This is a genomic window from Salinisphaera sp. LB1 (genome assembly GCF_003177035.1).
GTDB lineage: Bacteria > Pseudomonadota > Gammaproteobacteria > Nevskiales > Salinisphaeraceae > Salinisphaera.
On sequence record NZ_CP029488.1, the window covers coordinates 2846819 to 2868641 of the forward strand.

The 21823-nt window shown below is 65.0% G+C and carries 16 protein-coding genes; 8 read left to right on the plus strand and 8 right to left on the minus strand.

The genetic code is table 11. From position 1 onward, the window contains the following. Positions 1-35: 35 nt before the first annotated feature. A complete protein-coding gene (locus SALB1_RS12790) occupies positions 36-749 on the minus strand; it encodes an SDR family oxidoreductase (protein ID WP_109994219.1) in 714 nt (237 codons plus the stop codon). A 195-nt stretch (positions 750-944) separates the two neighbouring features. Here SALB1_RS12790 and tadA point away from each other — a divergent pair, with 195 nt between their 5' ends. The 7 genes from tadA to betA all read left to right on the plus strand — a co-directional run bounded on the left by tadA (position 945) and on the right by betA (position 12154). Beyond that, positions 945-1430 (plus strand): tRNA adenosine(34) deaminase TadA, encoded by a 486-nt coding sequence (gene tadA, locus SALB1_RS12795; protein WP_179950665.1) that lies wholly within the window; start codon positions 945-947, stop codon positions 1428-1430. Positions 1431-1501: 71 nt separating this feature from the next. Then, positions 1502-2665: an isocitrate/isopropylmalate dehydrogenase family protein gene (locus SALB1_RS12800; protein WP_109994220.1), complete on the plus strand. Its 1164-nt coding sequence runs from the start codon at positions 1502-1504 to the stop codon at positions 2663-2665. 130 nt (positions 2666-2795) lie between these two features. After that, on the plus strand, positions 2796-4058 hold the full coding sequence (locus SALB1_RS12805) for an aspartate aminotransferase family protein (protein ID WP_109994221.1): 1263 nt from the start codon (positions 2796-2798) through the stop codon (positions 4056-4058). 112 nt (positions 4059-4170) lie between these two features. After that, the gene (locus tag SALB1_RS12810; protein WP_109994222.1) at positions 4171-5499 is read left to right on the plus strand and encodes a DUF2254 domain-containing protein; all 1329 of its coding nucleotides are present in this window, start codon (positions 4171-4173) and stop codon (positions 5497-5499) included. Positions 5500-5806: 307 nt separating this feature from the next. After that, a complete protein-coding gene (locus tag SALB1_RS12815) occupies positions 5807-8191 on the plus strand; it encodes a mechanosensitive ion channel domain-containing protein (protein WP_255414395.1) in 2385 nt (794 codons plus the stop codon). Between the two features lie 680 nt (positions 8192-8871). Next, a complete protein-coding gene (betB, locus tag SALB1_RS12820) occupies positions 8872-10338 on the plus strand; it encodes a betaine-aldehyde dehydrogenase (protein WP_109994224.1) in 1467 nt (488 codons plus the stop codon). Positions 10339-10489: 151 nt separating this feature from the next. Further along, a complete protein-coding gene (gene betA / locus SALB1_RS12825) occupies positions 10490-12154 on the plus strand; it encodes a choline dehydrogenase (RefSeq protein WP_109994225.1) in 1665 nt (554 codons plus the stop codon). Positions 12155-12167: 13 nt separating this feature from the next. Here betA and SALB1_RS12830 read toward each other — a convergent pair whose 3' ends face one another. Continuing rightward, positions 12168-13940 (minus strand): SLC13 family permease, encoded by a 1773-nt coding sequence (locus tag SALB1_RS12830; protein ID WP_109994226.1) that lies wholly within the window; start codon positions 13938-13940, stop codon positions 12168-12170. A 183-nt stretch (positions 13941-14123) separates the two neighbouring features. Here SALB1_RS12830 and SALB1_RS12835 point away from each other — a divergent pair, with 183 nt between their 5' ends. Next, positions 14124-15815 carry an NAD-dependent malic enzyme gene (locus SALB1_RS12835; RefSeq protein WP_109994227.1) on the plus strand — a complete coding sequence of 564 codons (1692 nt, stop codon included), beginning with the start codon at positions 14124-14126 and terminating at the stop codon, positions 15813-15815. Positions 15816-16287: 472 nt separating this feature from the next. Here the strand turns inward: SALB1_RS12835 and SALB1_RS12840 are convergent, their stop codons facing one another. The 6 genes from SALB1_RS12840 to SALB1_RS19060 form a co-directional block, all read right to left on the minus strand. Beyond that, complete coding sequence (locus SALB1_RS12840; protein ID WP_255414396.1) at positions 16288-16863, minus strand: DUF4442 domain-containing protein; 576 nt, start codon at positions 16861-16863, stop codon at positions 16288-16290. Next, positions 16826-17482: a thiopurine S-methyltransferase gene (locus tag SALB1_RS12845; protein ID WP_109994229.1), complete on the minus strand. Its 657-nt coding sequence runs from the start codon at positions 17480-17482 to the stop codon at positions 16826-16828. The genes SALB1_RS12840 and SALB1_RS12845 overlap by 38 nt, the downstream gene beginning before the upstream one ends. Continuing rightward, complete coding sequence (locus SALB1_RS12850; protein WP_109994230.1) at positions 17479-18183, minus strand: glutathione S-transferase; 705 nt, start codon at positions 18181-18183, stop codon at positions 17479-17481. The genes SALB1_RS12845 and SALB1_RS12850 overlap by 4 nt, the downstream gene beginning before the upstream one ends. A gap of 81 nt (positions 18184-18264) precedes the next feature. Continuing rightward, positions 18265-19350 (minus strand): DNA polymerase IV, encoded by a 1086-nt coding sequence (dinB, locus tag SALB1_RS12855; RefSeq protein WP_179950666.1) that lies wholly within the window; start codon positions 19348-19350, stop codon positions 18265-18267. Positions 19351-19430: 80 nt separating this feature from the next. Continuing rightward, a complete protein-coding gene (locus SALB1_RS12860; RefSeq protein WP_158590737.1) occupies positions 19431-20507 on the minus strand; it encodes a GGDEF domain-containing protein in 1077 nt (358 codons plus the stop codon). 2 nt (positions 20508-20509) lie between these two features. Continuing rightward, positions 20510-21655: a hypothetical protein gene (locus tag SALB1_RS19060; RefSeq protein WP_158590738.1), complete on the minus strand. Its 1146-nt coding sequence runs from the start codon at positions 21653-21655 to the stop codon at positions 20510-20512. Positions 21656-21823 lie beyond the last annotated feature (168 nt).

The window sequence follows — 21823 nt, forward strand, 5'->3', positions numbered from 1 at the left end:
CCGGCATGCGCCGGGCGACATAATCGCGGGCGCCCTCAGGCGATGGCGCCGCCGCCGTCCACGCGAACCACCGAGCCGGTGGCAAAGCCGGTGATCATCAGATAATGCACGGCATTGGCGATATCGCCGGCGCGGCCGGCGCGGCCCACCGGCAGATGCTTCGCCGCGCCGGCCAGGAGTTCGCGTTTGCGCGTTTGCGGCATATCGTCCCAGAGCGGCGTATCGATCATACCCGGCGATACCGCATTCACACGTACCGGGGCCAGCTCCAGTGCCAACCCGCGCATCAGGCCTTCGATGGCCGCATTGATCGCCCCCTGGAGCGTGGCGCCCGCGGACGGGCGCTCCGACAGAAAGCCGGAGACGAGCGTAATGGTGCCGCCGTCGGCCATGCGGGCGGCTCGCACCGCACGATAGGCGCCCCAGAACTTGCTGTCCATGGAAGCGTAGGCATCTTCGAGCGTCATCGCGCGCATGCCGCCCCGGGCTGTAGCCGCGGACGACACGATCAGGTGATCCCAGCTCGCATTATCGTTGAAGAAACGCTCAACCGCACCATTGTCGCCGGTATCGAGCACGGCCGTGCGCACCCCGTGACCGATGCTTTCGGCCGCGTGCGCCAGCTTGTCCGCCGAGCGGGACGCGATGGTCACATCGGCGCCCGATTCGGCGCTGCGGCGGGCCACGGCCTCGCCAATGCCGGAACTGCCGCCAATGACCAGAACCCGGGTTTGTACCAGCGACGCCATGGTCGTCTCCTCACGTGGTTGCCTTGGATATAACGATAAGCCCTGTGCCGTACGCGCGTGAAGGCCGGGGCGCAATAGGGTGTCGCCGCAATGGGGATGGTTTCCGCGCCGCGGCGCGCGGGATCCCGGCGCCGGCGCGAACAGCCGCTGTCGAACCGGCATAATGGATGGCCCGATCCGTTCTGCTTGCTGGTGATGTCCGACGCTGCCCCGGTCGATTCCGACGCCGATACCCACTGGATGCGCGTAGCGCTCGATCTGGCAGCCGCGGCCGGCGCAGCGGGTGAAGTGCCGGTCGGGGCGGTCGTGGTGCGTGACGGCATCGCGCTCGGGCATGGCCGCAACAGCCCGATAGCGGCTTGCGATGCCACGGCACATGCCGAAATCGTGGCCATTCGGGCGGCCTGCGCCGCCGTCGGCAACTATCGGCTGCCGGGGGCGACGCTGTATTGCACGCTCGAGCCGTGCGCCATGTGCGCTGGGGCGATCGGCCATGCCCGCATCGCGCGCGTGATCTATGGTGCCGACGATTTTCGTGCCGGCGCGGCGCACTCCATATTTGCCGTATTCGACGAGCCGCGGCTCAACCATCGCGTGGCGCACCGGGGCGGTGTGCTCGCCGATGAAAGCGCCGATCTCCTGCGGCGTTTCTTTCGAGCACGGCGCGCCAGCGCGGGCTGAGCGGCGAGCGGCCATGGCCTCATGCTTTCGGATGGATAGGCGCGGCCGGGCCGCGGTGGTAGCCTCGCCGCATGACTACACGAAAGACATGGCGCGTCGCTGTTCTGCCCGGCGACGGCATCGGCCCCGAAGTGATCGCCCAGGCCACCCGTGCGCTCGATGCGCTGACCGAGGTCGAGCCCGATCTGGCGATCGATTACGACACGTTCGACTGGCCCTCGCATGCGTGGCACGAAGCGCATGGTGAATCGGCCCCGGCCGATTATCTGGCGCGGCTGGCCGGCTACGACGCGATCCTGCTGGGCGCGCTCGGCGACCCGGGCCCGACCACGGACCCGGATCGGTATCTGTTGTCCGATTCGGATTCGCTGGCGCCATTGCTGGAAATCCGCAAGGGCTTCGATCAATGGGTATGTGAACGGCCGGTGCGCCGGCTGGAAGGCGCGCCGCAGTATCTGGCTGATCCCCGGGCGGCCGATATCGACATGCTCGTCATTCGCGAGAACAGCGAGGGCGAGTACGTGAACCAGGGCGGCCGGCTGGCCGCCGGGACGCCGAATGAAGTGGTCACCCAGACCGCGGTGTTCACCCATCGCGCCACCGATCGCATCATCCGGCATGCCTTCGAGCAGGCCCGGGCGCGCGCGGCTTTGCGCCTGAGCGAAGGCCGCGAACGCCAGTTCGGTGTCGACAAGCACGCCAGCCAGGTCTGCCTGGTCACCAAGCGCAACGCCCAGAAATTCTGGGGCGACATGTACACGGAAATGTTCGCGGCCATCGCGGAGGACTATCCGGATGTCGCCACCCATCACGAACTGGTGGATGCGGCCTGCATGAAGTTCGTCTCCCATCCGTGGATGTTCGACGTGGTGGCGGCCTCCAATCTGCACGGCGACATCCTCACCGACCTGGCGGCGGTGCTCAACGGTGGCATGGGGGTGTCGCCCTCGGCCAACCTGAACCCGTCCGATCGTTCGCGCCCGCCGATGTTCGAGCCCACCCACGGCAGCGCACCGGATATTGCCGGCCAGAACAAGGCGGGGCCGGCGGCCATGCTGCTGACGGCGGCCATGATGCTCGACTGGATGGGCGAGGAGGACGCGGTGGCGGCGCGCGCGGGCGTGCGCCTGCGTAACGCGGTTGCGGCCGACCTGGCCGCTCATGCCGGCGATGCGCGCGCCACCGATGCGATCGGCGACGCTGTACTGGCGGCGCTTCGCGAGGCGCGTACGTAAGACTGGAGGAGATCGGCCGGAGGCGAACGACAAGCACGGATTGCAACCGCTTCGCAACAGGTCTAGCCTCGCCGCCAGCTACGATTGCCAACCCACCAGAAAACGTTCCAACACAGTCAGGAGAACAGCCATGACGGCCAATCGCCCGGGTCACCTGTCCCCACTGCTCAAGCAGGCCACCGACGTCTACGCCGAGCGAGGCGAGGGCTGCTATCTGTTCGACACCGAAGGTCGCCGTTACATCGATTTCACCTCCGGGATCGGCGTGACCAGCACCGGCCATTGTCATCCCAAGGTCGTGGCCGCCGCCCAGGCGCAGGTCGGCAAACTGATCCACGGTCAGTACACCACGATCATGCACAAGCCGATTCAGGATCTCTCGGCGCGTCTGGCCGAGAAGATGCCGGGCGACATCGATACCATGTTCTACGCCAGCGCCGGCACCGAGGCCGCCGAAGGCGCGATGCGCCTGATGCGCCACGCCACCGGCCGCCCGAACATCGTGGTATTCCATGGCGGCTTCCACGGTCGCACCATGGGCGCGGCCTCGATGACCACCTCCGGCACCGCGTATACCGCCGGCCTGCAGCCGATCATGGGCGGCGTGGTGGTGGCACCGTTCCCCAATGCCTTCCGCTACGGTTGGTCGGAAGACGAGGCGACCGATTTCTGCCTGCGTGAACTGGATCATATCTTCGACACGATCAGCTCGCCGAAGGACACGGCCGGCTTCCTGATCGAGCCGATCCAGGGCGAGGGCGGTTTCGTGCCGGCCAACACCCGCTTCATGCAGGGGCTGCGCGAGCGTGCGGATCGGCACGGCCTGGTGCTCGGCGTGGACGAAGTCCAGGCGGGCTATGGTCGCACCGGCAAGTTCTGGTCGCATAGCCACTTCGATGTGCAGCCGGATATCGTGATGACCGCCAAGGGACTGGCCTCGGGCTTCCCGCTGTCCGGTTTCGGCGCCTCGCGTGCGCTGATGGAAAAAGGCTGGCCGGGCTCTCAGGGCGGGACGTATGGCGGCAACGCCGTGGCCTGCGCGGCGGCGCTGGCGACCCTGGATGTAATCGAAGAGGAAGGCCTGGTGGAGAACGCGGCCGAGCAGGGCGCGCATCTCAAGCAGCGCCTGGAATCGCTGGCGGCCGATCACGAGTGCATCGCCGATGTGCGCGGCAAGGGCTTCATGATCGGTTGCGAGATCCAAAAGGACGGCGAGCCCGACGGCAGCGGCGCCGATCATATCGTCAAGGCCTGCGAGGCCTCGGGACTGCTGCTGCTGCGCTGTGGTCCGCGCAAGCAGGTGATCCGCTGGCTGCCGCCGCTGGTCGCCAACCGCGATCAGATCGATGAGGCGCTGGATATCTTCGCCAAGGCGCTGAACGCCACCGCTTGATCGCCTGATCGGGCAGGACAGGCCGTCGATCGCGCCCCGCGGTCGACGGCTTTTTTACGGGGGACGCCGCACCTGATCCGCGGCGGATCGCCGGGGACAGCAGGAGCCGTGTATGCGCGCACGAGTCCACGAATTCTGGGAGCTGGCCCGCTCCAGTTTCTGGTTTCTGCCCTCGCTGATGATGCTGGCCGGGCTGATCCTGTTCGCGATTACGCTGACGATCGACGAACTGCATCCGGCCGGCGGCGTGCTGCAGGCCCTGTTCTATTCCGGCGGCACCACCAACGCCACCAACCTGCTGCAGACGCTTACCGGCGCGATGGTGGCGATCGCGACGGTGGTGTTCTCGACCATGATGGTCGTGCTCACGCTGGCCACCAGCCAGTTCGGTCATCGCCTGATCCGCAGTTTCATGCGCGACCGGGCCAATCAGACCGTGCTGGGTATCTTCCTGGCCACCTTCGTCTACTGCATGCTCGTCTTCCACATGGTCGGCAACGATCCGGAGAACCGGTTCGTGCCGGACGTGTCGCTGAGCGTGGGCTTCGTGCTGGCGCTGTTCGCGACCTGCACGCTGATCTATTTCACCCACCACATGGCCCAGCTGTTCGCTGCGCCGGAGGTACTGGAGACGGTGGGGGTGGAATTCGACCAGGCCATCGACCGCATGTATCCCGACCACGCAGGCGATGACGGCATGTCGGCGCCCGAACTCGGCCATGGCACGCAGGATCTGCTCGCGCACGACGGCGGGTATGTGCAGGCGATCGGGATCGAGGCGCTGCTCGAGATCGCGCAGCGCCACGACATCGTGATCGAATCGCGCGTGAGCTACGGCGATTACGTGTTGCCCGGCGGCGTGCTGGCCCGCCTGCACGGTGCCGGGCTCGACCAGGATACGGCCGGTCATGCCGCCCGCGAATACATCCTCGGGCGCAGCCGCATGACCGATCACGATCTGTTGTTCGCGCTGAACCAGATGGCCGAGATCGGGGTGCGGGCGCTGTCACCGGCGCTCAACAATCCGTTCACGGCACTGGACTGTGTTAATCGCATCGGCCGGTCGCTGGCGGTATTGATTGCGCGGCCCATGCCCACCGAGGTGGTGACCGATCCGGGCGGCGAGATGCGGCTGATCATTCGCGTGCCGAATTTTCACGACCTGCTCGATGCGGCGTTCATGCCCATTCGCAACTATGGCCGGACCAGCGTGATCACCATGCGGGAAATGCTCCGCGTGATCGAGAAGCTGGCGCCGTTGACCCGGCGCGATCTCGAACGCCGGGCGCTGGCGAGGCACGCCGAGACGATTCTCGAAGCCGCGGGGCACGGTTTGTCCGAAAGCAGCGACCTCGAGCGGATTCGGTGTTGTTTCTTCGATACCCGACGGGCGCTGGCGCGGGTCGGCACCATCGTGCCGTCGGAGCCTGCGGACGATTGACCCGCCGCACAGCCCGCGAAACGGCCGAGGTGGCGCGCCCCGATTGTCTGCGCCACGGCCGGTCGCGATAGCCCGGCGTGTCCGGCACGCGATCGTGCGCAGCGCCCACGTCGAACGGGGCAGGCGGGCGCCAATGCCGGCCACATCGGCGCGATTCGGGGCGGTATCTCGGTCGTGCGCGATTGTTTGATGACCCACGGGACGGCATCATGGAGCGCTGGAGTCTGGGGTCCCGGCGCTCGCATGTTTCGCCATGACGGCCTCAGGCGTGATCTCCACGGATAAATCGCCACAAGGTAGAACGCCCATGGATCCATACCGAGCGCTGTGTTCGAGAGCCGGCCTCATGCCGGCCTTTCTCGCTTGCGCCCTGATTTGTCTGTTCGCCCTCGCGCCGCTGGTTCAGGCCGATGCCGCTGCACCGCAGAGCCAGAATGCCGCTAAGAGTGACTCGGGTCAGTCGGTGTCGCTGAACCAGCTGGCCAATCTGCTGGAGAACGACAAGACGCGCAAGCAGCTGATCCATGAGCTGAGACAGGCCGCCAAGGCCGAGTCGGGTGCCAAGGGCAGCGCGTCCGGGCCAGCCGCCACGGGTCGGAAACAGCCGGTATCGAAGCAGAGCGCCTCGTTCGCCCGTCGCTTCGCACAGATCACTTCGTCCTGGTCGGAGGCCATCAGCGCCCATATCGTCGGCGCCTGGCACACGGTGGTGGCGCTGGCGCACAAGGGCAATGGCAAGCACAGTGCAGGCGTGTTCAATGCGAGCGTCTTCTTCGGCGCGTTGCTGATATTCGCCGAGGTGGTTGCGGCCACCATCGTGGCGTTCCTGGTGCTACGCCTGGTGGCCACGGTGCTGTTTTCCGGGATCAGTCGCTTTGCCACTGCCGGGGCGAAAGGTCGCGGGCTCTTCCGCCGGGCGGCGGGCGTCCTGGTCGGCATCGCCGTTGATACGGCTGTCGTGCTGGCTGCTGGCAGCGCCGGCTATTTTGTCGGGCTGTACGCCGTCGGCGACCATGGCAGCATGGGCACGCGGGAATCGCTGTTCATCAACGCCTTCGTGCTGGTGGAGTTGATCAAGGTCGCGATTCGGGCATTGTTCGCCGAACGTTACGATAGCCTGCGACTGATCCAGGTCGACGCCGATGTGGCCCGCTGGTGGAGCCTGCGACTGCGCTGGTTCGTCGGCGTGGTCGGTTACGGACTGCTGGTGGCCGTGCCTATTGTCAATGCCCAGCTGTCGCTGTTCATGGGGGCGGTGTTGACTTTTCTCATCATGGGGGCGGCCTATGTGTATGCGCTCAAGGTCATCTTCGCCAATCGCCGTGTGCTTACCGAACGCCTGATTCACAAGGCAGAGACCGCGTCCATCGGTTTTTTCGCGGTGCTTTACCGACTGTTCGCCCGGCTATGGGTCCTGATCGCAGTCGTGTATTTTTCCGTGCTGTTCTTTGCCAGCCAGGCCGATCCGGCGGGCGCATTACCGTTCATGCTCTCGGCCACCGCGCAGAGCCTGGTCGCCGCCGGGATCGGCATTGGCCTGTCGGGGCTTTTATCCCGCGCCATCGGCCATCGCATTACCTTCCCCGAGTCGCTGCATGACAAGTTGCCGTTGCTGGAGGCGCGGGTGAACTCCTACGTGCCGGCCGCGCTCAAGGCCGTCCGGGTTGTCATTCTCTTGATCTTCGCGGCGGTGGTCGCGAATGCCTGGCACGTGTTCGACCTCAATACCTGGCTGACCTCCAGTGCCGGCCTGACGACGATTTCGGTGACATTGAAGGTGGCCGTGATACTGGTCGCGGCGGCCCTGTTCTGGCTCGTTGCCGCCAGCGTGATCGAGCATCGTCTGAGTCCGAACACCGGGGGCGGGGCGCCGAGCGCGCGCCAGCAGACCCTGCTGGTGCTGTTCCGCAATGCACTGGCGGTACTGATCGCGACCTTTACCATCATGATCACCCTGTCGCAGATCGGTGTGAACATCGGCCCGTTGATCGCCGGTGCCGGGGTGTTCGGTCTGGCCATCGGCTTCGGTGCGCAGAAGCTGGTACAGGACATCATCACCGGCGTATTCATCCAGTTGGAAAACGCCATGAACACGGGCGACGTGGTGAGCGTAGGCGGCGTCACCGGGACGGCCGAACGCCTGACCATCCGCTCGGTGTCGATTCGGGACATCGACGGCGCCTACCACATCGTGCCGTTCTCCTCGGCGAGCGTGGTGTCGAACTTCATGCGCGACTGGGCGTATTTCCGTACCGAGTACGGCATCGCCTATCGCGAGGATATCGACAACGCGATCTACTACCTGCGCGAGGCGTTCGAGGATCTCAAGTCCGACCCGGACGTGGGGCCGAATATCCTCGAGGACATGACTGTACCGGGAGTGACCGCATTGGCCGACAGTGCGGTCAACATCCGTATCATGATCAAGACCACGCCCGGCACGCAGTGGGGCGTGGGCCGCGCGTTCAACCGCCTGGTCAAGATCCACTTCGACCGGGCCGGGATCGAGATCCCGTTCCCGCATCAGACGCTCTGGTTCGGCGAGGATCGCCAGGGGCAGGCGCCGGCGGCGAATGTGCGGGTATTGGAAGCCGATGCCGATGTCGATGCCGACGACCCGAACTACCGGCCCAAGCGGCGGCGGCGCGGCGACGACGCGGCTCCGGAGGAAACCGGCGACGCGCCGTCCTGATCCGGGCGCAGTTGTCGTTGTCCTGCCAAACCCGCGGCCGGTTGCCGGTCGCGGGTTTTTCGCGTCCGGCGGTCGCGATGTGGCGCGCGGGCCGGGGTTGGTCAAGGACTGATCAGTCTGCTGCAATGCGCGTGGAGACGGCGATTGCGGCGTTTACCACAGAGTTATACACAGGCTTGTACAGCGCGTCTGTGAAAAAGTGCGCCGGCTCAGCGCCTAGCACCGGGGCTGACAAGTTCCTGCAACAAGCCGCGTCGGTCGCGGTCGCCGGCAGCGGTGTGGGGCGCGGCCAGTGGTCGCGCCCGGGACGATAGCGATCTGGTCAGAATTTGATCAAACTGTTCGCAGCCCCCGTGTTGTGGGCGTTTCAAGCGTTTGTAACCGAGCTGTCCACAGGCTTGTTCAGGCTCGGTGTGCAAAACCCGGGGGGTCGCGCGGGCGGGGTGCGATGGCTTATTTTGCCGCGCGCCGATTGCTGCCTAAGCGCTGGTCATAAAATGTTCATTCTGCTCCGGCCTTCGTTACACGGTGGCTGGGATGCTTCTCCCCGATGTTATCCACAGGCTTATCCCCGAGCGATGTTGAAAACCCGGGCGCGGGCAGATCGCGGCGCAAAAGAATCGTCATGGCTGCGTGTTAGCATAGTCGGTTTTCCAGGGCCATAGGCACGGTAGGCAGACATGACAGCATCGGGCGAGCGGAAACTCCTCTGGATCGACGGCGCATACGTCGAAGCCGAATCGGGCGAATTCTTCGAAACGGTGAATCCCGCGACCGGCGAGTCGCTGGCGCAGGTGGCGAAGGCCGGCACGGCGGATATCGATGCGGCCGTGGCCGCGGCACGCGCCGCACTCGGCCCCTGGAAGGCCCTAAATGGTGTCGAGCGCGGGCGGATTCTGCATCGGTTGTCGGTATTGCTGCGCGAGCACCGCGACGAACTGGCGCGACTGGAGATGCTGGATGGCGGCAAGCCGATCGCCGAGACGCCGGAAGCCGACGTTGATTCGGGCGCGGATTGCCTCGAATACTTCGCCGGCCAGGCCAGCTCGATACAGGGCGAGTACCAGGAAGTCGACGGCGGTTTCTTCTACACACGGCCGGAGCCGCTGGGTGTGGTCGGGGCTATCGGCGCCTGGAACTACCCGCTGCAGATCGCCTGCTGGAAGTCGGCGCCGGCGCTGGCGGCGGGCAACACGCTGGTGTTCAAGCCCTCCGAACTGACGCCGCTCTCGGCGTTGCGTCTGGGCGAGCTGGCCAAGGAGGCGGGGCTGCCGGACGGCGTGCTGAACATCGTGCCGGGCTTCGGCGATGCCGGGCAGGCGATGTCCAACCACCGCGGCATCGACAAGATCTCGCTCACCGGCGGGGCGGATACCGGCAAGAAAGTCATGGCCGACGCGGCCGGTTCGCTCAAGACCGTGTCGCTGGAACTCGGCGGCAAGTCGCCGCTGGTGATCTTCGACGACGCCGATCTCGACAATGCCGTGTCCGGGGCACTGTTGGCCAACTTCTTCACCCAGGGCGAGATCTGCACCAATGGCACGCGTGTGTTCGTGCACGAATCGGTGCGCGAGGCGTTCCTCGACAAGCTCGTCGCCCGGGTTGAAAAACTCAGAATCGGCAATCCGGCCGATGCCGATACGGATGTCGGCCCGATGATCAGCCCGGAACATGGCCGGATCGTGCTCGACTATATCGAGGCCGGCAAGGCCGGCGGCGCGAAGCTGGTGATCGGCGGCGAACAGGTGGCGGTGGACGGCTGCGAATACGGCGTGTTCATCCAGCCGACCGTGTTCGACGCTTGCAGCGACGACATGAAGATCGTCACCGAAGAGATCTTCGGTCCGGTGATGTCCGTGCTGTCGTTTACCGACGAGGCCGAGGTAATCGAGCGCGCGAACCACACCGAGTTCGGTCTGGCGGCCGGGCTGTTCACACGCGATCTGGAGCGCGCCCACCGGGTGATCGGCGAACTGGAAGCCGGTATCTGCTGGATCAACCACTACAACATCACGCCGATCGAGATGCCGTTCGGCGGCATCAAGGGTTCGGGCATCGGCAAGGAAAACAGCCGGCGCGCGCTCGAGCACTACACGCGGATCAAGAGCGTGTTCGTCGCCCGCGGCGCGGTGGAAGCGCCGTACTAACGCGTTGGGTTGTGCCGGCGCCTGATCCGGCCACGGCCCCGCGATCGCGCGGGGTCGTTGACGACGATCCGCCCCGGCCAGGGCTGCGACGACGACGAGGCGATCTGATGCGAATCATCGATACGCTCGATTCAAACGAGGTTTCTAGCGCATGAGCAACCCGAAGAAGCAATACGATTACGTAATCGTAGGTGCCGGCTCGGCCGGTGCCGTGATGGCCCACCGGCTGTCCGAGGACAAGAATGTGTCGGTGCTGCTGGTCGAGGCCGGCCCGATGGATCGCTCCATCTACATCCACATGCCGTCGGCGTTCGCCTATCCCATGAACGGCGATACCTACAGCTGGAATTATCACACCGAAGCCGATCCCCACATGGACAACCGCGTCATGCATTGCCCGCGCGGGCGGGTGCTGGGCGGGTCGTCCTCGATCAACGGCATGGCGTATGTTCGCGGCAACGCGCTCGACTTCGAGGGCTGGGCCAACGATTTCGGCCTGGAGGACTGGCGCTACAAGGATGTGCTCGGCTACTTCCGCAAGGCCGAGGATTTCGATCAGGGCGAAAACGACTATCATGGCGCCGGCGGCCCACTGCATGTGACCACCGGCCCGGGCCGCAACCCGCTGTATCACGCCTTCATCGAGTCGGGCATGGCAGCGGGTTATCCATACACCGCAGACATGAACGGCTTCCAGCAGGAAGGCGTGGGCCCGATGTTCATGACCACCAAGGACGGCGTGCGCTGGTCCACTGCCAACGCCTATCTGCGCGGCGGCGTGATGCGGCGTTCGAACCTGACGGTGATGACGCGGACCTACACCCGCAGGATCCTGATGGACGGCAAGAAGGCCGTCGGCATCGAGATCGATCATCTCGGCACGCGCTCCAGGGTCGAGGCCGAGCGCGAAGTGCTGTTGTGCGCCGGCGCGATCAATTCGCCGCAGATCCTCATGCTCTCGGGCATCGGGCCGGTGGATCAGTTGCGGGCGCACGGCATCACGCCGGTGCACGAGAATCCGAACGTCGGCCAGAATCTGCAGGATCATCTGGAAGTCTACGTTCAGTACGAGTGCAAGGAACCGATCACGCTGTATTCGGCGCAGAGCCCGGCGGCCATGGGCAAGATCGGCGCCCAGTGGCTGCTCACGCGCAAGGGCCTGGGCGCGACCAACCATTTCGAATCGGGCGGCTTCATCCGCAGCGAGCCGGGCGTCGAGTACCCGAACATCCAGTATCACTTCCTGCCGATGGCCGTGTCCTACGACGGCAGCGCCAAGGCGACCAGCCATGGCTTCCAGGCCCACGTCGGGCCGATGCGGCCGGAGTCGCGCGGCGAGGTCACGCTGGCCTCGTCGTTCTACAAGGCCGCGCCCAAAATTCTGTTCAACTACATGGCCACCGAGCGCGATCGGCGTGAAATGCGCGACTCGATCCGTCTGACCCGCGAGATCATCGAGCAGAAGCCGTTCGATCGTTATCGCGGCAAGGAGTTCGGACCGGGCCCCGAGGTCCAGTCCGACGATGAGATCGATGCCTGGGTGCGCCGGATGGGCGAGTCCGCCTACCATCCGTCGGGGACCTGTGCCATGGGCCATCACGACGAAGCCGTGGTCGACGGCGAGGGCCGGGTGCATGGCGTGGAATCGCTACGCGTGGTCGATGCCTCGATCATGCCGCGCATCACCACCGGCAATCTCAATGCGCCGACCATCATGATCGCCGAGAAGATCGCCGATGCGGTGCGCGGCCGTACGCCGATCGTCGAGGACAAGGCCTGGTATCGGCCCGAGAACTGGCAGCACAGCCAACGCTGAGCCGCGGCTCGGCTCAGCCGCCCGTGGGCCAGATCATCGGCACGAGCACCACGGTGAGCGCGCCGATGATCGCGGTCAGCGGCAGGCCGAGACGGACGAAGTCGGTGAAGCGGTAGCCGCCGGGGCCGTAGACCATCAGATTGGTCTGGTAGCCGATCGGCGTGAGAAAGCTGGCCGAGGCGCCGATCACCACCGTGATCACATACGGCATGACGTTCTCGCCCGCGCCGTGGGCGAGCGATACGGCCACCGGAAACACGATCACGGCGGCGGCGTTGTTGGTGATCACTGCGCTGATCACCACCGTGGTGATAAACAGGGCGGCCAGCGTTGCGTGGGTGCCCTGGCCGGCCAGGTGCGTCAGGGCCTGCGCGAAGTCGGCGGCGAGCCCGGTGTTCTGCACTGCCTCGCCCATGCCGATGGCCGCGCCGATCGCCACCAGCAGCGACCAGTCGATCGCGCGCCGCGCCGCTTCCGCTGTGCTGCAACGCAAGGCCAGTACCGCGCCGGCACCGAGCAACGAGGCTTCCAGAATATCGATCAGCCCGAAGGCCACGCTGAGCACGATGGCCGCGAGCACCGCGATCGCGGTATAGGCCTTGTGGTGCTGCGGCGGGTGCGAGTTCTCGATCTGGCTGACCAGGAAGAAATCGCGCGAATGGCGCTGCTGGGCTACGAACGCTGGGCGCGCTTCAAGCAGCAACGTATCGCCGGGGCGCAGGACGATATCGCCGATCTTGGCCCGGACCCGCTCACCGTCGCGGGCCACGGCCAGCACCACCGCGTTATAGCGCGTACGGAAACCGCCGGCGCGGATGCTGGCACCGATCAGCGGGCAGCTCGGCGACACCACGGCTTCGATCAGCACCCGGGCGCGGCGCGGGCTGTCCAGCTTGAAGATCTGCTCGGTGGCCGGCATCAGGCCGCGGATGCGCTGCAGCTCGACCACCGAATCCACGATGCCGACGAACACCAGTCGGTCGTGTGCCGCCAGCGGCTGGCGCGGCGAGACTGCGGGCAGCAGCGCCCCGTCGCGCTCGATCTCGGCCAGAAACATGCCGGGCAGGTGGCGCAGGCCAGCCTGTTCGATGGTCTGGCCCGGCAACGGACCGTCGGCGGCCACGATCATCTCCACGCTGTATTCGCGCGGGTTGTCGAGTTGCGCGACGGGCGTGCGGCGGTCGGGAATCAGCCAGCGACTGGCGCCGATGATCAGCGCCAATCCGGCGAGCGCGATCGGCAGGCCGATCCAGGCCAATTCGAACATGCCGAGGCCGTGGCCGGTCTGGCGGATCAGCAGTGAATTCACTACTAGGTTGGTACTGGTGCCGATCAGCGTGCAGGTGCCGCCGAGAATCGCGGCAAAGCTCAGCGGCATGAGCAGTTGCGAGACCGGCAACTGATACTTGCGGGCCCAGTCGCCGATCACCGGAATCAGCGCGGCCACCACCGGCGTGTTGTTGAGAAATGCGCTCATCAGCGTAGTCGGCAGCATGATCTGCGCCTGGGCATGGCGGATCGAGCGCGGACGGCCGAGCAGGCGGCCGATGAGTAATTCGGTGGCCCCGGTATCGCGCAGCCCGGCGACCACGATGTACAACGCGGCAATGGTTACGACCCCGGGGTTGGAAAAACCCGACAAGGCGTGGGCCGGGGAGACGATGCCGAACACCAGCAGTACCACCAGGCCGGCCATGAGCACCAGATCGGCGCCCAGCGAACTGAGGGCGAGGGTGACCAGAACGGCGGTCAGCACAACGAGCGTGATCAGGGCATGGATCGACATCGAAACGGGAGCTGGCGGGCGACGTGCGGCATTGTACGATCCGGCGATACTCGCCGCCGACGGCTGTCGTTCGCATGAACCGGCCCCAGTGCGCGTGGTCGTCTCGGTCGGCTGTCCGGGTAGCCAACCCGGGCAGAGAGGTTATCCTAGGCACCCCACTCATCGTTGCCCGCATCCGACACCATGACCGATCGCGAAAAACGCCCGCTCTACATTCCCTACGCCGGCCCGACGCTGCTCGAAATGCCGCTTCTGAACAAGGGCAGCGCCTTCTCGGCCGATGAGCGGGTCGACTTCAATCTGATCGGTCTGCTACCGCAGAACGTCGAATCCATCGAGGAACAGGTCGAGCGCGCCTACCGGCAGTACAAGGCCTGCGACACGGCGCTCGACAAGCATATCTACCTGCGCGGCATTCAGGATGACAACGAGACCATGTTCTTCCGCCTGCTGGAGGAGCATCTCGAAGAGATGATGCCGATCATCTACACGCCGACCGTTGGCGAGGCCTGCGAGCAGTTCTCCGAGATCTATCGCAATCACCGCGGGCTGTTCATTTCCTACCCCGATCGCCATCGCATGGACGACATGCTGCGCAGTGCCACCAAGGACAACGTGCGCGTGATCGTGGTCACCGACGGCGAGCGCATTCTGGGCCTGGGCGATCAGGGCATCGGTGGCATGGGGATTCCGATCGGCAAGCTGTCGCTGTACACCGCCTGCGGCGGCGTGTCGCCGGCCTATACGCTGCCGGTGGTGCTGGATGTGGGCACCAACAACCAGCAGTTGCTGGACGATCCGATGTACATGGGCTGGCGCCACGAACGGATTTCCGACGAGGCCTACGCCGAGTTCGTGGATCTGTTCGTGCAGGCGGTCAAGCGCCGCTGGCCGAAGATTCTGCTGCAGTTCGAGGACTTCGCCCAGACCAACGCCAATCCGCTGCTCAAGCGCTATCGCGATGAGATCTGCTGCTTTAACGACGACATCCAGGGCACCGCGGCGATCTGCGTCGGCTCGCTGCTGGCCGCCTGCAAGGCGAAGCAGGAAAAGGTCTCCGACCAGCGCATCGTGTTCGTCGGCGCCGGTTCGGCCGGCTGCGGCATCGCCGAGCAGATCATCGTGGCCATGGTCGACGAGGGGCTGTCGGACGCCGAAGCCCGCCAGCGTATTTTCATGATCGACAAGTCGGGCCTGCTGACCGACGATACGGATAATCTCTACAACTTCCAGCAGAAACTGGCCCAGAAAAAAGCCGATCTGTCGGACTGGTCGGGCGATCTCGGCGACGAGGCCTTGATGACGACGGTGGAGAACGCCGAGCCGACCGTGCTCATCGGCGTGTCGGGCCAGCGCGGGCTGTTCTCCGAGAAGGTCATCAAGCAGATGCACAGCCAGTGCAAGCATCCGTTCGTGATGCCGCTGTCGAACCCGACCTCGCGCGTGGAAGCCACCCCGGAAGAAATCCTCACCTGGACCGACGGCGACGCGCTGGTCGCCACCGGCAGCCCGTTCGACGACGTCGAGATCAACGGCCGCACGATTCCCATCGCCCAGTGCAACAACGCCTATATCTTCCCCGGCGTGGGGCTTGGCGTGATCGCGGCCAATGCCTGGAAGGTGACCGACGAAATGTTGATGGCGGCCTCGCGCGCGCTGGCCGAAAACTCGCCGCTGGCCCATTCGGACACCGGGGCCCTGCTGCCGGCGCTGTCCGATGTGCGTGAACTGTCCAAGGCGATCGCATTTGCCGTCGCCAAGCAGGCACAGAAGGATGGCGTGGCCCTGTCGTCTTCCGACGAGGCGATCCAGGCGTCAGTGGAGCGCAACTTCTGGTTCCCGCGCTATCGGCGTTATCGGCGGGCGGCGTTCTAGGGCCTGTTGCCGTTTCGTGCGAGCGCCGCGTTGGAGACCGCAAATCGTGTCCGGCAAGGCGCGAGTCGCCGATCGTGGCGTGCCACGATCAAGACTTGCAACGCCGCCGGGCGCGATTTGCGGCCCAACCCTTCGGGACAAGCGCTGTTTTGCGGCAATCCAGCGTTGTAGCCCGCTTGTGCAGAGTGACTGCACGGCGCGCACTACGCCTCGTCTTGCCGCAAAACAGCGCTTGGCGCGGACTCGCACGAAACGGCAACAGGCCCTTGTGTGCAACAGGTCATGGGGACTTTGCCTTTCTCTCAAAGTACTTATCCGCAGATCAACGCAGATTTACGCAGATATAAAGAACGTCTTTCGTTCTTGGTCGGCTCACGTTCAGTAGCGTAGACGTTGGGCGCATCGTGACTCGCGAAACATGCACCGGGCGAGCGTGGTCGCGATTTCGGTGCGGGCGTCCGTCTTGGTCCGATCAGCGGTCGCGGCGCTTGCGGCGGATATAGAGCTGCAAGCGCATGCGGGCGATCACCGTGCCGTCGGCGGTGGTGATGTCGTTTTCGTACCAGCGCAAGAACTTGTCACCGTCTTCGGTGGCGACGATGGCTTCGGCGTGCAGGGCGTCGTCGAACACGAATGTTGCCTGTACCGTTTCCCGCCCGGGGGAGACGAAATCGATCGCGCCGGCCTTGTCCCATACGATGTAGTCACGGCCGAGGCGTTCCATCGCCAGCAGCATCCAGAACGGATCACACATCTTGAACAGATTGCCGCCGAACTGGGTCCCGACATAGTTGCGGTTCCACGGCCGCAGGCGGAGTGTGACCTGCGCCTGGCGCCAGTCGTCGGCGATATGGGCGACACGGATGCCGCTGGCGGCGAAGGGCGGCCAGACGTTCATGAGATGCTTGAGCAGGCGCGGTTGCATGCGGCGGGCAGCGCGGGCGATGGCGCGATCTAAGCTTGGATCGCGGTATTCGACAAGACTTCTTTTCGTTTTCGTCGGTTTTTCGTCAACGCCGCACGATACGGTAGACGGCGTCGCGCGCATCGGTCAGCCCGCGGTCGCGCAGGTGATCGCTCTCGGGCAGGCCGCGCCGCTCGGCCAGCAGGTCGACATGGGCATAACGGCCGTAGAGTTCGCCGACATCCTCGTCGTCCACGTTGAAGGGCGGTCCGTCCATGATCGTCTGGTCGTAGCCAAAGGTGATCAGCAGGCCGGTGGCGCCACGACGCAGCCCCGACATCAGATGATCGACGTAGGCGTGGCGCATGTCCTCCGGCAGGGCAATCAAGGCGGCGCGATCGTAGAAACCCTCGAACCGTGCCAGGTCCGCACGCGGCAGGTCGAAGAAATCACCCACGCGAATCTCGATGCGATCGCCTATGAAGCAATCGAAGGCGCCGCTGCGTTCGCGCCGCCAACCCAGACCCGCTTCCTCGAAGAACTCACGGGCCGCAATGGGGCTGAACTCGATGCCGGTGACCCGATGTCCCTGTTCGGCGAGCCAGAGCATGTCCTGAGACTTGCCGCACAAGGGCACGAGCACGCGGCTGGTTTCCACCAGCGACAATTGCGGCCAGTGTTCGCGCAGCAAGGGGTGGCCCTCCGGCTGATGGAATCCGATCTGTTTTTTTTTCCAACGTTCCAGCCAGAAGTCCTGCTTCATCGGTTCGGCCCGTCGAGTTCGGGATAGTGGCGGAATATGCCGTCCTGGTTGAAGTCGATGCAACGCTCGCTATCGAGATAAGCGGCGATGCCCCGCCGCCGGGCGACCCGGCGCGTGAGTTCGTTGAGTGCCGGTGTTTCGTTCGCCGAAAGGGCGTTCGGAAAGGCATGGCGTAAGCCACGCATGACCTGAAACAGCGACAGATCGAGCGTTGTGCAGCGCCGGCCGATGGCCCATTCGTCGCTGTCCGGGTTGTCGGTCAGCATGCGCTCGAAATAATCGAGAAACTTCGGCAGCCGGTCGCTGATGAACACGGCACTGCGTCGCGCCGCAGCCTCTTTCTGCTCATCGTAGTACAGGCTCGGGCCGAGCGGATGATGGGTATCGTGAATCTCGCCGACGAAATCGGTCACCGTGAGCTGCATCTGATGCATGCGCCGGAAATCGCGCTCGTCGCCGGGCGCGAGTTCGAGCGGGCGGCTGATCCAGGCCAGGATATGCGCCACATGCGAGACCGATTCGTATTCGTCGGCCAGAATCGGCGGCGCGAAATGCGCGCCGTTGTGGATCATCTGTGCGACGGCCGTCGCCCCCTGGTCGCGGCCCACATCGACATATTCCGCGCCCGCATCCTCGAGCGCCAGACGCACGAATTCGCCGCGACCGGGGATGCTCGGCCAGTAATAGAGCTTGTAGCTCATGGTGGTTACCGTTGCGAGTTATTCCGCTATCGCAGCAAAGGGATCGGCCGGCGTCAATGCGCGATGATACGGTGGGGCGATTCAGAACAGCGCCGTCTGGCGCACGGCTTCATGATCCGCGACGAATCCGGACAGGCCCACGCCCACCAGTCGATAGCGCTCGCTCGGGCTGCGCTCGACCCGATCGCGCAGGGCACAGGCAATGGCCGTGAGTTCGGCGGCGCTACGTGGCGGGGCGACCGGCGTGTAGCTGCGCGTCAGGATCTGGAAGTCTGAAGTCTTGAGTTTGAGTACGACGGTGCAGGCCACGCGTTCGGCCTTGCGTTGATAATTGGCCCAGGTCTTGTCGGCCATACGCTGGATATGTGGCGCCAGTTCCGATAGCAGAAGATCCTCGCGTAGCGTGTCCTCGGCCGAAATCTGCACCGCCTCGCGATGGGCTTTCACCGGGCGCTCGTCGATGCCCTCGGCCAGCTCGGATAAACGCTGGCCCCAACGCCCGAAGCGTTCGACGAGCACCGCCGCGCCCACCGCGCGCAGATCGCCCGCGGTCGCGATATTCATTTCGGCAAGCTTGGCGCGCATCACGCGGCCCACGCCCGGAATCTTGCCGACCTCCAGATCGACCAGAAAGCGTTCGATCTGATGTGGTTTGATCACGAACTGGCCGTCGGGCTTGCGCCAGTCGGAAGCGATCTTGGCCAGGAACTTGTTCGGTGCGATACCCGCCGAGGCGGTGAGCCCGGTTTCCTCGCGGATCGCCGTCCGGATCGCGCGCGCCGTATCGGTAGCCGAGGTCGAAGGGATCAGCGGGTCGGTGACATCGAGATAGGCCTCGTCCAGCGACAGTGGTTCGACATGTGGCGTATAGCGAAAGAAGATCTCGCGGATCTGGGCCGAAACGGCCTTGTAGCGCGCGAAATCCGGCGGTACGAACACCGCTTCGGGGCATAGTTTGGCCGCGCGCAACGCCGGCATCGCCGAATGAATGCCGAACGGGCGGGCCTCGTAGCTGGCGGCGGTGACCACCGAACGCGGGCTGCGCTGGGCGACGACCACCGGCTTGCCGCGCAGCTCGGGTTTGTCGCGCTGTTCGACCGACGCATAGAACGCATCCATGTCGACATGCACGATCTTGCGCACGGTATTTGAACCCGGGGTACTCATGCCGGCATATATGCCGGCATGAATGGCTCGGTGCAACCGGTGCCGGCGATTTTCCGGAGCGCGGCCCGGCCCGGGCGGCGCTACGCCGTGGCGACCACCTGGTTGCGATTATTGAGCTTGCCGCGATACAGCCGGGCATCCGCGCGTTCGAGCAGCGTATCCAGGCTTTCATCACGATCGCGCACGGCCACGCCGAGAGTTGCCGTGACTTCGATCGGTGCCATGTCGAATGCGCCGTGGGATGACGCGATCGCACAACGCATGCGCTCGGCGATGCCTCGAGCTTGTTCGAGCCCGCGACCGGGCAGCAGGACCACGAACTCCTCACCGCCGAGGCGGGCGATGGTGTCCTGGGCCCCGATGTGGGCATCGAGGCAGCGCGCGACGCGGCGCAGTACATCGTCGCCGGCCTGATGGCCGTGGCTGTCGTTGATGCGCTTGAAATGATCCAGATCGAGCACGATCAAGGCGAGTGGCGTGGACTTGCCGTCTACGCGCCGCGTGTGGTGGTCGAAGCGCATGTTGACGCCGGTGCGATTGAACACCCCCGTCAGGGAATCCCGAAGCGCCGAAGTGCGCAGCCGCTCTTCGGCGTTCGAGCGGACGACTTCGTACACATGGACCAGGCCGGCGACGGATACGAAGCAGACCACGAGGTTGACTGCCGCCGCATCCCAGTTGGAAGCGGTGGCGCCGAGCTTGAACAGCGAAACGACCAGGGCGAGCGTGAAAAAGCCCAGGGTGACAGCGAACCCCTGCCACTGGCCGAGCAGGATGTACGACACCATCGGCACCACCAGCATCCAGACGTAGATCGATTCGTCGAGCGGTACGGCGATATAGCCGTACAGGATCACCACGCTGAGCGGGATGACATAGGCCAGTGCGTAGCGACCGGGATCACTCCGGCCGCGGGTTGCCTTGAGCAATGCCAGGGCATATACCGCCAGACCGACTTCGATCACGGCCAGCGCCCAGTGGTGATGGGCGAGGTTCAATGCCGTGAACAACAGTGAACCCGCGGTCGTGATCCACAGCAGGACGCAGAGCACGGTCGCACGATGCGCGGATTGGCCTGGGACGTCGATGGTTTCGTCGAGCGAGCGGCCGATCGGCGCCCCAGACACGGTATGGTTTCGGTTCGGGGTGTTGCGCACGATCAGTCCAGTCCGACCCCGCCTTCCCGGTCCCTCGCGATTCCGGTTCGTCGTGAATCGCTGCCGGACGGGACGCCTGCGAGTTTGCTGGAACGCGCGTGTCGCCGGTGCCGGCAAGTCCGATGCGCGAAGGCGATCGGCGGCTGCCAAGACACGAGTGCTGGTGGATATTTCGGGGACGGTGATGTCGGAGAATCGAGTGTTTGCTCGAACTGTGCCGGGCACGATCGTCTGCAGATTCGACATTGACGCGAATCTGATCGCTGCGTGCATTGACCGCCACATGCAATGTCGAACGCTTCTGCCCGCGCCGAAAGTATCTGCGCGCCGACAACCGCATCGACCGCCAGATCATGATTGAACTGAAACCGGCGCACCGCACCGGCCGGGATCGCGTCGTAAAGATCGGGCCGGGCCGATGCGGCCACCGGTTCGCCAATGGCTGCCAGCCGACGGCGGAGTGCCGCCGCGCCAGGATCGACATCACCCGGGTGCAGGACAGTCGAGCCCGCGGGCAGTTGTGGCCAGCTGCCCCGGCTTTTGATATTGAGATAATGCGCCAGTGCCGCCGGCAGCCGCGGGTAAGTGGCATGGGCCGGGCGCGCGCGGGCAAACGCCTGTTCGAAGTCCAGCGCGTCCACGGCCCGCGACAATAACCTCATGTCGGGCCGGTAGCGTTCGGCGGGCAGGCCCCAGCTGGGGCCGAGCAGAGCCGGATCGACCTTGCCGCGGTTCAGATCGTCGAGCACGCTCAGATACAGTCGGGTCGTGTTCAAGTCGCAGCGTGCGCGGGTCGCGGCCGTCGTCCGGTTCGATGCACCGGCCTGACGATAAGCGGCGACAAGGCGATCGGCGCCGTAATCGCGCGGCGCCAGACCGTCGTCGACCTGTGTATACCGTGCCGCCAGGAAGGCCGGCACCGTTGCCGTCCCGTCCCAGGCCGGGCGAAAATCGCGCGCGGCATAAAAATTCCGGACCTGTGCCATGCTGGCACCGGCAGGCGACGGCTCGGCCGTCACATGGGGCAGCATGGCCTGAAATTGCGCGGCGATCGCCGGTTCATCCACGGCCTGCGCCCAGGCTGTGCCCTGCAGCGCCCACAGCAGCAGGGCGAGGCCGAAAGCCGTCAAATCGCGCCGGATCGCCACGCGAAATGCCTCAAATGCTTGTCGCCGATCATCATTTCGCCATAATGGCGGCTTGTGCCGCGGCACGGATTGATCGGGATCAAGGTCCGTGCCCGTGTGCGCCAACACGGGATCCAATGCCGATGCTGATCAAGCTGCTGTCGTGTCTTGCCTGGTTTTTGCGTTCGA

What these genes read in the sequence shown, in the direction of transcription:
- SALB1_RS12790 (WP_109994219.1), bottom strand. Translation starts at nt 749, where the DNA reads ATGGCGTCGCTGGTACAAACCCGGGTTCTGGTCATTGGCGGCAGTTCC.
- tadA (WP_179950665.1), top strand. Translation starts at nt 945, where the DNA reads ATGTCCGACGCTGCCCCGGTCGATTCCGACGCCGATACCCACTGGATG.
- SALB1_RS12800 (WP_109994220.1), top strand. Translation starts at nt 1,502, where the DNA reads ATGACTACACGAAAGACATGGCGCGTCGCTGTTCTGCCCGGCGACGGC.
- SALB1_RS12805 (WP_109994221.1), top strand. Translation starts at nt 2,796, where the DNA reads ATGACGGCCAATCGCCCGGGTCACCTGTCCCCACTGCTCAAGCAGGCC.
- SALB1_RS12810 (WP_109994222.1), top strand. Translation starts at nt 4,171, where the DNA reads ATGCGCGCACGAGTCCACGAATTCTGGGAGCTGGCCCGCTCCAGTTTC.
- SALB1_RS12815 (WP_255414395.1), top strand. Translation starts at nt 5,807, where the DNA reads ATGGATCCATACCGAGCGCTGTGTTCGAGAGCCGGCCTCATGCCGGCC.
- betB (WP_109994224.1), top strand. Translation starts at nt 8,872, where the DNA reads ATGACAGCATCGGGCGAGCGGAAACTCCTCTGGATCGACGGCGCATAC.
- betA (WP_109994225.1), top strand. Translation starts at nt 10,490, where the DNA reads ATGAGCAACCCGAAGAAGCAATACGATTACGTAATCGTAGGTGCCGGC.
- SALB1_RS12830 (WP_109994226.1), bottom strand. Translation starts at nt 13,940, where the DNA reads ATGTCGATCCATGCCCTGATCACGCTCGTTGTGCTGACCGCCGTTCTG.
- SALB1_RS12835 (WP_109994227.1), top strand. Translation starts at nt 14,124, where the DNA reads ATGACCGATCGCGAAAAACGCCCGCTCTACATTCCCTACGCCGGCCCG.
- SALB1_RS12840 (WP_255414396.1), bottom strand. Translation starts at nt 16,863, where the DNA reads ATGCGCGCGACGCCGTCTACCGTATCGTGCGGCGTTGACGAAAAACCG.
- SALB1_RS12845 (WP_109994229.1), bottom strand. Translation starts at nt 17,482, where the DNA reads ATGAAGCAGGACTTCTGGCTGGAACGTTGGAAAAAAAAACAGATCGGA.
- SALB1_RS12850 (WP_109994230.1), bottom strand. Translation starts at nt 18,183, where the DNA reads ATGAGCTACAAGCTCTATTACTGGCCGAGCATCCCCGGTCGCGGCGAA.
- dinB (WP_179950666.1), bottom strand. Translation starts at nt 19,350, where the DNA reads ATGAGTACCCCGGGTTCAAATACCGTGCGCAAGATCGTGCATGTCGAC.